Below are 11,333 nucleotides of genomic sequence, written 5' to 3'. Positions count from 1 at the left end.
ATGTCGCAGATGCACCAGCAGGCCGCGCTGCCGAAGTGCCCGAGCTGTGCGGAGCCGCTCGAATCGGGTGACCGCTTCTGCGGCGCGTGCGGGTACGACCTGTCCGCGGCCGCCGAGGGACCGGGCGACGCGCCGACGCTCACGATGGACCGCGGCGCGGTGCCGCGCCCGGCCGGCCCCGGCGAGCGTGCCGACGACGCCGTGTGGCCGCGCGCACCGCACCCGGACGCCTCCGAGGCCCCACCGCGGCTGCACCTGCCGACGGACCTGCCGGGCACGGACTCGAGCGGCTCCCCGCTGCCGGCTCCGGCACAGCAGGCGCAGGCTCAAGCCCAGTCCCAGGCCCAGGCGGCGGTTCAGCAGCGGCCGCAGCCGGTGGCGCAGTCCCCGCAGCAGCCACAGACGGCTCAGTCCCAGCCGCAGCCAGAGGCGCAGCCACCCGCCGAGGCCCAGGCGGCGGTCCGGCCGCAGCCGCAGCCGGCCGCTCAGCCGCCGCGTCAAGCGCAGGCCCAGCAACAGCCGCAGGCTCAAGCACAGGCCGCAGTTCAGCAGCAGCCGCAAGGACAAGGGCAGCCGCAGCCGCAGCCGCAGCCGCAGCCGCAAGGCCAGGGTCCGCAGCCGCAGGGACAGCCGCAGCAGCAAGGGGCGTCCGCCTCGGGCGTCCGGCTCGACCGGCCCGCGGAGCCCGACGAGTACCCGTTGCAGGCGCCGGACCCGCGCGTGCCCACCGACTCCGACGCCGCCGCTCCGGGCGAAGGCGCCGCGGGCGACGGCACCCCGGGCGAGACCGCCACGGTGTGCGTGGCCTGCCGGGCCGGCCGGGTCGACAGCGACGGCTACTGCGAGAACTGCGGGCACGCCCAGCCGCGCGAACGCGACCACATGGAGCAGGAGTCGGGCCCGATCGCCGCCGTCAGCGACCGCGGCCTGCGCCACCACCGCAACGAGGACGCCTTCGCCCTCGGCCGCACCGCGCTGCCCGACGGCTCGCCCGCCCTCGCGGCGGTCGTCTGCGACGGCGTGTCCTCCGCGACCCGCCCCGACGACGCCTCCCTCGCCGCCTCACGAGCGGCGAGCGAGTCGCTGCTGGCCGCGCTGCCCCGGGGCACGCACCCGCAGCAGGCCATGCACGACGCGATCGTCGCCGCCGCGCAGGCGGTCGACGCGCTCGCCGGGGAGCCCGCGTCGGCCGGCCGGCACTCCGCCCACCAGAACGCGCCCGCCTGCACGTTCGTCGGCGCGGTGGTCGCCTCCGGGCTGCTGGTCGTCGGCTGGGTCGGCGACAGCCGCGCCTACTGGATCCCGGTGGACCGCGGCGCGCCCCCGGCCCGGCTCACCGAGGACGACTCGTGGGCCGCGCAGATGGTCTCCGCGGGCCTGATGTCCGAGGCGGAGGCGTACGCCGACGAGCGCGCCCACGCGATCACCGGCTGGCTCGGCGCGGACGCCTACGAACTGGAGCCGCACACCGCCTCCTTCAAGCCGGACCGGCCGGGAGTGGTCGTGGTGTGCACGGACGGGCTGTGGAACTACGCCGAGACGGCCCGGGAGATGGCCGAGGCCGTCCCCCCCGACGCCGCCGTGCGCCCGCTGCACAGCGCCCGGGTCCTGGTCGGCCACGCCCTGGACGGCGGGGGCCACGACAACGTAACAGTGGCCGTCGTGCCGTTCCCGGCCGCGCCGCAGGGGGCAGGATCGGCCTGAGGGACGTACGCGGGGGCGCGTGACGGGAACCCCCGGCCGAGCCCTCAGCGCGGGGAAGCTCCGAGGGCCGGCGGGGGCCGGCCCGTTCACAGTCGTCGTCCCCGTTCACGGGGTCCAGAGGGGGATCTGGGACAGCATGGCGAATTTCTCGAAATCCAGCGTGCCGCAGTTCTCGGTGGACGTGTACCAGAACGAGTACCTGCCGGAGGGCGGCCAGGAGGTCAACTCGATCGTCACGGTCAGCGCGACCGGCGGCGGCACGATCGGCAGCGCGGTCGCGGCACCACACCTGTACGCGCCCGGGCAGGGACCGTCCGCCGCGGTGGCGATCATGGTCGACTGCTCGGGTTCGATGGACTACCCGCCGACCAAGATGCGCAACGCCCGGGACGCCACGGCCGCCGCGATCGACACCCTGCGCGACGGCGTGCACTTCGCGGTGATCGGCGGCACGCACGTGGCCAAGGAGGTCTATCCGGGCGGCGGCCGGCTCGCGGTCGCCGACGCGACCACCCGCGACCAGGCCAAGCAGGCGCTGCGCAGGCTCAGCGCCGGCGGCGGCACGGCCATCGGCACCTGGCTGCGGCTGGCCGACCGGCTGCTGTCCTCGGCCGACGTCGCCATCCGGCACGGCATCCTGCTCACCGACGGCCGCAACGAGCACGAGTCGCCCGAGGACCTCCGGCGGACGCTCGACGCATGCGCGGGACGCTTCACATGTGACGCGCGGGGCGTGGGCACCGACTGGGAAGTGAAAGAAGTCACACAGATCGCCTCCGCGCTGCTCGGCACCGCCGACATCGTCGCCGACCCGGCGGGCCTGGCCGCCGACTTCACGCGGATGATGGAGACGGCGATGGGCAAGGAGGTCGCGGACGTCTGGCTGCGGGTGTGGACGCCGGTGGACACGACCATCAAGTTCGTCAAGCAAGTCGCTCCGGCTGTGGAGGAGTTGACCGACCGCCGGGCCGAGGCGGGGCCGCGCGCCGGGGACTATCCCACCGGATCCTGGGGGGACGAGTCCCGCGACTACCACCTCTGCGTGGAGGTGCCCGCGGCCGGCATCGGGCAGGAGATGCTCGCCGCCCGGATCTCCCTGGTGGTGCCCCAACCGGATGGAACGGTGCAGAACCTCGGCGCCCAGGGCCTGGTACGGGCCGTGTGGACCGACGACATGACCGCCTCCACCTCGATCAATCCGCAGGTGGCCCACTACACCGGGCAGGCCGAACTGGCGCAGGCCATCCAGCAGGGCCTCGACCTTCGCAAAGCGGGCGATTTCGATGGAGCAACGGCCAAACTGGGCCGCGCTGTTCAGCTCGCCGGAGCCTCGGGGAACGCGGATACTGCGAAACTGCTTGCGAAGGTGGTGGACGTGGTCGACGCCGCGACGGGTACTGTGCGACTGAAAGCGAAGGTCGACGAGGCCGACGAGATGACTCTCGAGACCCGGTCCACCAAGACCGTTCGTGTGAAGAAGTGACGTGGGAAGACCGCGGAAGACAGCGAGCCCGGCCCCTCGGGGTTGGAGTAATCCGGCCGCACCGGCCGGAAAAGGAGAGGGGGAAGCGCCGACATGCCGACCTGCCCGAACGGACACCAGTCGGGTTCCGACGACTGGTGCGAGGTGTGCGGTCACCGCATGGCCGGTGCCGTGCCTCCGCCTCCCCCGCCGCCCCCGGTCGGGGGCTACGGCTTCCCGCCCGCGCCGGGACCCGGCGGTCCCGGTCAGCCGGGTGCGCCCGGCGTGCCCGGTGCGCGCCCGCACCTGTCCGCCGTACCGGACCCCGAGCCGGAGCTCTGCCCGCAGTGCCGTACGCCCCGCGAGGGCGGCGCGCCGTTCTGCGAGGAGTGCCGGTGGAACTTCCTGACGAACACGGCGACCTCGTACACGCCGGCCGCGCCGCCGCCCGGCGCCGGTCCCGGCCCGCGTTTCCCGCAGCCGCCCGGCCCGGCCTTCGGCGGTGACACGTTCGAGTACCAGGGCTCCCGGCCGTCCCAGGTGAACCGGCCCGCCGAGCCGATCCCGCACGCCCCGCCCTTCGGCACCGAGCCTCCGGGCCGCCCCGGCCCGCCGAACTTCGGCACCGAGCCCCCCGGCCGCCCCGGCCCGCCGAACTTCGGCACCGAGCCCCCCGGCCGCCCCGGCCCGCCGAACTTCGGCGGCGACCCGTCACGGCCGGTTCCGCCGCCGCCCGGTGCCCCCGGAGCGCCCGGTGGTGCCCCGCAGGCGTTCCAGCAGCCCAGCCCGCCGGCTCCGCCCGGGTTCCCGCAGGAGACGGGCCGGCCGCAGCACGGCGGTGACGACGACTGGGTGATCTCCCCGCCGTCGTCCACGGGCCCCTCCGGTCCGGGCGGCCCCGGCCGTCCCGGTCCCGGCCAGGCGGGCGGCTACGGCTACCCGCAGCCGGGTGCCACCCAGGCCCCGCCGGGACCGGCCTTCCCGCAGCAGCCGCAGCAGCCCGCGACCTGGACGGCGACGATCGGTCCGGACCGCGACTACTTCATGGCGATGATGCAGCGCTCCGGCCCCGAGGCCACGGGCCTGAACCTGCCCGCGTACTCGCCCGAGCAACAGCGCACGCTCACCGGCAACCAGGTCACCATCGGCCGCCGCCGGCACTCCACCGGCGACACCCCCGACATCGACCTGTCGGTCCCGCCGGAGGACCCGGGCGTCTCCCACCAGCACGCGGTGCTGGTCCAGCAGCCCGACGGCAGCTGGGCGGTGGTCGACCAGAACTCGACCAACGGCACCACGGTCAACGGCTCGGAGGACCCCATCCAGCCCTTCGTGCCGGTCCCGCTCCAGGACGGCGACCGCGTGCACGTGGGCGCCTGGACGACGATCACGATCAGGCGCGGCTAGGGCCCGCCCGGATCACACGGATCACACGGATCACACGGATCACAGGGATCACGTAAGGACCGGTGGCTCCTGGCTCTGCTGTGAAGCAGGTCCTAGGCCTCCGGTCCTCCGTCCGGCCGTCTGAGAGCATGGACGGGTGAATGAGATTCGGCGTGGCACGCTTCAGGAGCAGACCTTCTACGAGCAGGTCGGCGGCGAGGAGACCTTCCGCCGGCTGGTCCACCGTTTCTACGAGGGGGTGGCCGGGGATCCCGAGTTGCGGGCGATGTACCCCGAGGAGGATCTGGAACCGGCCGAGGAGCGGCTGAGGCTGTTCCTGATCCAGTACTGGGGCGGTCCGACGACGTACGGCGAGCGGCGCGGCCACCCGCGGCTGCGGATGCGGCACGCGCCCTTCCAGGTCGACCGGGCGGCGCACGACGCCTGGCTGCGGCACATGCGGGTGGCCGTCGACGAGCTCGGCCTGTCGCAGGAGCACGAGCAGACGCTGTGGAACTATCTGACGTACGCGGCGGCGTCGATGGTGAACACGCCCGGCTGAGCCGCCGCGCAGGCACCTGAGTACCGGATTCCGGTCGTCCGGCGCCGGATTCCGATCACGATCCGGTCAAGCTCGGCCCATCAACGCTTACCCGCGCCGCGCTCCCTCTGACAACATCACCGAAAAGGTCTGGACAACGGCAGGGGGAGCCGGGTGGCGGGGTTCACGGGATTCGTCCTGCTGCGAGCGCGGGCGCACCGGCTGCTGCTGGCCGCCGCGTTGCTCACGGTCCTGCTGACCACGGCGGTCCTGGCGACGCTCACCGCCTACTCCGGCGCGATCGGCGACGCGGCGCTGCGCCATTCCCTGCGGGATCCGCGCAACGCCGCCGACGCCACCTTGGTTGTCCGCGGCGACACACCGCCCGAGAAGCGCGCGGCCGCCGACGCCGCCGTACGCGAGCAGACCCGCAAGGCCTTCGACGGGATGCCGGTCACCGTGCGCGCCCTGGCGCGCTCCGGCCCCTACGGCCTGCCCCTGTCCCTGCGGCCCCCGGCAGAGCGCTCCGGCGACCCGGACCTGACCTACTTCGCGGCGGTCGACCCCACCCAGGTGCGGCTCGTCTCCGGACGCCTCCCCGGCGAGACGGCGACGGGCGACCTCGAGGTCGCGCTGCCGCAGACCGCCGCGCAGCACCTCGGGCTGAAGCCCGGCGCCCGGCTCCCCCTCACCGACCGCCTCGGCGGCCGGAAGGCCCAGGTGCGGATCACCGGGCTCTACCGCCCCGTCCGCGCCGACGCGCCGTACTGGCGACTGGACGAACTGGGCGGCCGCGGCGTCCGCAAGGTCGGCTTCACGATGTACGGGCCGCTGCTGACCGACCCCGCCGTCGTCGCCGGCGGCAGGGTGAGCGCGGGACAGACCGCGTGGCAGGCGTCGGCGGACTTCTCCACGCTGACGACCGGGCGGATCGGGGCGCTGCGCGACGCAGTGAGCGAGAGTGCCGCGTCCCTGCGGAAGTCCACGGCGGTGAGCGGCGCACCGGAGGTCACGTCCTCACTGCCCGCCGTCCTCGACCGGATCGACCGTTCCCTGCTCGTGGCCCGCTCCACCCTGCTGATCGCCGTGCTCCAGCTGGCGTTGCTCGCCGGCTACGCGCTGCTGCTGGTGGCCCGGCTGCTGAGCACCGAACGCGGCGGGGAGACCCGCCTGCTGCGGGCCCGCGGTGGCTCCCGTGCCCGCATCGCGGGCCTCGCCGCCACGGAGGCGTTGCTGCTCGCCGTGCCCGCGGCGGCCTGCGCGCCGCTGCTGGCGGGGCCGCTGACCGGACTGCTGGCCGGGCAGGGCGCCCTGGCCCGGATCGGACTGCACCCGGACGTCTCCGCGGCCGGGCGGCCCGGGGTCTGGCTGGTGGCGGCGGCCGTGGCGCTGGGCTGCGCGATGGCGGTGACGCTGCCCGCGCTGACCTCGTCGTTCACGACCGGCTCGCGGGCCCGTACGCTGCCCGCGCCGCTGCGCGCCGGCGCGGACGTAGGCCTGCTGGCGGTGGCCGGTGTGGCGTACTGGCAGCTGAACCGGCAGCCCTCCGGAGCGGTCGGCAGCGACCTCACGGGCGCACTCGGCATCGACCCGTTGCTGGTCACCGCGCCCGCGCTGGCCCTGCTGGCCGGAACGGTGCTGACCCTGCGGCTGCTGCCGCCGGTGGCCCGGCTGGCCGAGCGCCGCGCGACCGGAGGCCGCGGACTGCCGGCCGCGCTGGCGGGCTGGCAGTTCAGCCGCCGCCCGATGCGCGGGGCCGGTCCGGTGCTGCTGCTCGTACTCGCCATCGCGCTGGGCATGCTGGCGATCGGTCAGGGCGCTTCCTGGGACCGCTCGCAGGACGACCAGGCCGACTTCCAGGCGGGTGCGCCGGTGCGCGTACTGGCCGCCGGTGAGGGAGACCTCGGCCGCACCGAGCGGTACGCGACCCTCCCTCACGTGAGCGCCGCCGCTCCCGCGGTTCGCACCACGCTGTCGCTGTCCGGCAACCGCGCCGCGACCGTGCTCGCGCTGGACACCGCGAACGCGGCGGACACGATGCTGATGCGCCCCGACCTGGTGTCGGATCCCGTACGGCCACTGCTGGCGGGGCTCGCGCCCAAGAGCCCGACGGCGGGTCTGAAGGTGCCCGCCGGGACGGCCCGTCTGCGGCTGACCACCGCCATCCGCGGCGCCGGAGCCGGGAGTTCGGTGGACGTGGGGGCCACCGTCGAGGACCGCTACGGAGTCCCGTACCGGATGCCGCTCGGCGCGCTGCCCGCCGACGGCCACTCCCACCCGCTGGACCTGGATCTCCCCGCCACCGCGGGCCCCCTCGTCCTCACCGGCCTGGACGTGACCCTGTTCCAGCCCGTCGGCCACAACGAGCGGCACCGCCTCACCGTCTCCGAGGCGACCGCGACCGCCGCCGACGGGACAGAGCGGCACCTGAGCCTGCCGACGACCTGGAAGGCGACCTCGGCCGGCACCGGCTCCGACCCCTCCCCCTTCGACGACAACACGCCGGGCGCACCCTCCGTGACGTCCTCCCGCCCGCTGACCGTCACCTACAGCACCGGCTACGTGCCGCGCGACCAGCCCTGGGCGACGGGCACGCTGACCCTGCGGCTCCAGGTCGCCCAGCCCGCGCAGCCGGAGATCACGGCCCTGGCGACCGACCGCTTCCTGGCCTCCACGGGCGCCCGTGCAGGGCAGCGGCTGGACGTGACGTTCGGCGGCCAGAACGTTCCGGTCCGGATCGTCAGCGCGGTACGGGAACTGCCGACCACGGCCGGTGCCGACCAGGCCGGTGCCACGGCACACGACGGCGGAGGCGTGCTGATGGATCTGCGGTCGGTGAACCGGCTGCTCCAGGCACGCCACGGCGAGAACGTGGTGCCCACCGAGTGGTGGCTGCGCACCGACGCCGACCAGTCGGCGAGTGTGGCCGCGGCCCTGCGGGCCCAGCCCGACATCGCCCCGGCGCAGGTGATCGTGCGGGAGGAGATCGCCGCCCAGTTGCGCGACGACCCGTTCGGCGCCGGACCCGCGGCCGCCTTCACCGCCGCGGCCGTGGTCGCCGCGGCGCTGGCCGCGGTCGGTTTCGCGGTGAGCGCGGCCGGAGCGCTCAGGGAGCGGGACGCCGAGTTCGCCGTGCTGCGCGCCCTGGGCGCCCCGCGCCGCCAGTTGGCGCGGACGCTGGCCGCCGAGCAGAGCGTGCTGCTGGCCCTGGCGCTGGCGGTCGGCGTGGCCCTGGGCACCGTGCTGACCCGGGCCGTGATCCCGCTGATCGTCCTGACCGGGCAGGCCACGAAACCGATGCCGGCCGTCCTGGCCGAACTGCCGGTCGCCCGGGTGGCCGTGCTGCTGGCGGCCGTCGCCGCCGCGCCGCTCGTCGTCACGGCGGTGCTGACCCTGCGCCGGCCCGACCCGGCGCTGTCCCTTCGAGACCGCGGAGGTGAGTGAGCTGAACGCCGTCACTCCCGCCTGGGTCCGGGTTCGCCTGCGCACCGCGCCGGGTGCCGCGGCCGCCCTCGCCCTGCTGGTCGCGCTGACCGCGTGCCTGGCGGCCGCGTTCCCGCGCGCGGTCGACCGGTACGAGGACGCCGGCCTGGTCCGGGCCGTCGACCGGGCGACCGCGAAGCGCACCACCCTGCTGATGTACGCCCCGCAGCCCGGCCTCCAGTTCGCCCAGCCGGAACGGGAGAAGGCGCTGCTCCCTCGGGTCATGGGCCGCCAGCACGCCGCCGTCCTCGGCGCCGTCGGACGGCCGCTCGCCGCCGACCCCGGCCAGTCGGCGTACGGGGTGCTGACGGGCAACGACCTCACCGTCCCCGACCGCTGGCTCCCGCGGCCCAACGGGCTGCCCCCGCAGGTGCGCCTGGTCGCGCAGAGCGGACTGGCCGCGCACTCCTCGGTGCGCACGGGCCGGCTGCCGCGGGCGAACGGCGAGGTGACGGCGGCCACCACGGAGGTGGAGGCCGCCGTGACCGCCGAGACGGCCAGGAGCCTGCACATCGAGGTCGGCTCCGTCATCCACGTACCCGCCGTGTCCCGGCCCCCGCTGGCCGTGCGGATCACCGGCATCCTGACGCCGCGCGAGCGCGACGGCGCGTACTGGGCGACGCAGCCCCTGATGCGCACCCCGGCGCTGGTCCCCGTGAACCCGACCGACCCCCTCTCGGAGAAGTACTGGCTCGGCGCCCTGCTGTTCCCGCCCGAGGCGGCCCCCGCCATGCTGGGCGTCGACGGGCAGCCGGTCCGCTACTGGCAGGTGGCCCCCGACACCCGTGCCCTGCACGCCCACGACCTCGACGGCCTGAAGTCCTCCGTCGCCGCCCTGAAGTCCGGGCCGGGCCTGGGACACGTGCGCACGGCCACCGACCCGGCCGCGCAGGTGAGCACCGACCTCGACGACGTGCTCGTCTCCTACGGCCACCTCAGGTCCGGCGTCGGCCCGCTGGTCGCGGTCGCCGCCTTCGGCAGCGCGACCGTCGCCCTCGTCGTCCTGCTGATGGCCGGGGGCCTGGCCGCCGACCGCCGCCGCTTCGAACTCACCCTGCTGCGCGCCCGCGGCGCCTCCTTGACCGGCCTGGCCGGTCGGCTGTTCGCCGAGACGGCGGTGGTCGCCGTGCCCGCCGGGGCGCTCGGGCTCGGTGCGGCCCTGCTCGCCGTCCCCGAGGGCCGCCCGGGCCAGGCGGTCCTCGCGGCCGCGGTGGTCACCGCCGTCGCCTGTGCCGCGCTGCCCGTGCGCGCGCTGGTCGCGCACCGCGCGGTCAGCGTCCACGGACCGCGCGAGGACACGGTGTCCGTACGTCCCTCCCGGCGCCGTACGGTCGCCGAGCTGACGCTGCTGGTGATCGCGGCGGGAGCGGTGGAGGCACTGCGGCGGCACGGGGTCTCGGGGCCCTCGGAGGGTACCGGCGCCTCGGACGGGTCCGGGGACCAACTGGTGTCCCTGGCCCCGGTCCTGGTGGGCGTGATCGCGGCCCTGCTGCTGGTCCGCCTGTACCCGCTGCCGCTGCGCTGGCTGATGCGTCCCGCCGGGCGGCTGCGCGGGGCGGTGGGCCATCTGTCCCTGGCCCGTGCGGGCCGTTCCTCCGTCTCGGCGGTGCTGCCCCTGCTGGCGCTGCTGACCGCGCTCACCACCGCCGCCTTCGGCGGTTCGGTGCTGGCGGGCGTGGCCGACGCCCGCGACCAGGCGGCCCTCCTCGCCGTCGGCGCCGACGGGCGCGTCGAGGACACCGGCGCGCTGCCGGCCGACTTGGCCGACCGGGTGCGCCGGACACCGGGCGTGCGGGGGCTCACCGAGGTGAGCGTCGACTCCCTGGCCAAGGCGGGAACGGACCTGACCCGGGTGTCCCTGGCGGGCGTCGACCCGGCGTCCTACGCCTCCCTGGCCAGAAGCACCGGCCTCGGCGTCTTCCCCGAGCAGCAACTGCGGCGGCCGGCCGACGGCGCCCGGGCCCCGCTGCCGGCACTGGCCTCCCCCTCCATCGCCGAGACGTTCGGCAAGCAGCCGTTCAGCGTGATGCTGGGCGACGGGACCGACGTCACCGTCCGGATCGTCACCGTCCGGGACCGGACCCCGGCCGTGGTCGGCACCAGCTTCCTGGTCGTGGACCGGGCCGGACTGAGCCGCGAGACGGCCCGCACGAACACACTGCTCCTGACCGGCGGCCACCCGGACGCCGGCGCCCTGCGCCGGACGGTGGGCAAGTCGGTGTCCGTGCACCTGCGTTCCGAGGAGCGGGCCCAGTACGTCGACTCGCCCCTCCAGTCCGGCGCCGAGCGCGTCTACGCGGTGGCGGTGGCCGCCGGTGCGGGCTACGCCGTCCTGGCCCTGCTGCTCGCCCTGCTGCGCGCCGCCCCCGAGCGTGCCGCGCTCCTCGCCCGCCTGCGCACCATGGGCCTCACCCGCGCACAGGGCCGTCGCCTGCTCGTCCTGGAGTCCCTGCCCCAGGCGCTGCTCGCCGTGGCGGGCGGAGCGCTGACGGGCTGGGCGACCGTCCTGCTGCTCTCCCCCGGCATCGACCTGACGGCCATCGCGCTGCCGTCGAAGACGGCGTCCGCCGGCGGGAACGCGCTGCGGACGGACCCGCTCTCGCTGGCCCTGCCGGCGGCGGCGGTGCTGCTGCTGACCGTGGGGATCGCCGTGAGCCAGGCGTGGTGGACGGGACGCAGGGGATCGGTACGGGAGTTGAGAGCGGGGGACGCGAGATGAACCGATCGGACCGCCACAGCCGCCGTAACCGCCGTAGC

At 75.5% G+C, this 11,333-nt stretch carries 6 protein-coding genes; all 6 read left to right on the top strand.

The window, feature by feature from the left end:
- The 6 genes from ABZ818_RS00100 (at window position 1) to ABZ818_RS00075 (ending at window position 11,295) form a co-directional block, all read left to right on the top strand.
- Window positions 1-1,704 (top strand): PP2C family serine/threonine-protein phosphatase, encoded by a 1,704-nt coding sequence (locus ABZ818_RS00100; protein ID WP_361408320.1) that lies wholly within the window; start codon window positions 1-3, stop codon window positions 1,702-1,704.
- A 136-nt stretch (window positions 1,705-1,840) separates the two neighbouring features.
- Window positions 1,841-3,187, top strand: coding sequence for a VWA domain-containing protein (locus ABZ818_RS00095; protein WP_361408317.1), 1,347 nt, complete (start codon window positions 1,841-1,843; stop codon window positions 3,185-3,187).
- A gap of 93 nt (window positions 3,188-3,280) precedes the next feature.
- Window positions 3,281-4,573, top strand: coding sequence for an FHA domain-containing protein (locus ABZ818_RS00090; RefSeq protein WP_361408314.1), 1,293 nt, complete (start codon window positions 3,281-3,283; stop codon window positions 4,571-4,573).
- 136 nt (window positions 4,574-4,709) lie between these two features.
- Window positions 4,710-5,114, top strand: a complete 405-nt coding sequence (locus ABZ818_RS00085) for a globin (protein ID WP_361408311.1) — start codon at window positions 4,710-4,712, stop codon at window positions 5,112-5,114.
- 153 nt (window positions 5,115-5,267) lie between these two features.
- Window positions 5,268-8,537: an ABC transporter permease gene (locus ABZ818_RS00080; RefSeq protein WP_361408308.1), complete on the top strand. Its 3,270-nt coding sequence runs from the start codon at window positions 5,268-5,270 to the stop codon at window positions 8,535-8,537.
- Window positions 8,530-11,295, top strand: coding sequence for an FtsX-like permease family protein (locus ABZ818_RS00075; RefSeq protein WP_361408306.1), 2,766 nt, complete (start codon window positions 8,530-8,532; stop codon window positions 11,293-11,295). Before ABZ818_RS00080 ends, ABZ818_RS00075 begins: the two co-directional genes overlap by 8 nt.
- Window positions 11,296-11,333: the final 38 nt, after the last annotated feature.

Source organism: Streptomyces sp. NPDC047453 (assembly GCF_040643155.1).
In the GTDB taxonomy this organism is placed as follows: Bacteria; Actinomycetota; Actinomycetes; order Streptomycetales; family Streptomycetaceae; genus Streptomyces.
This window is presented reverse-complemented; position numbering and strand designations above follow the sequence as displayed.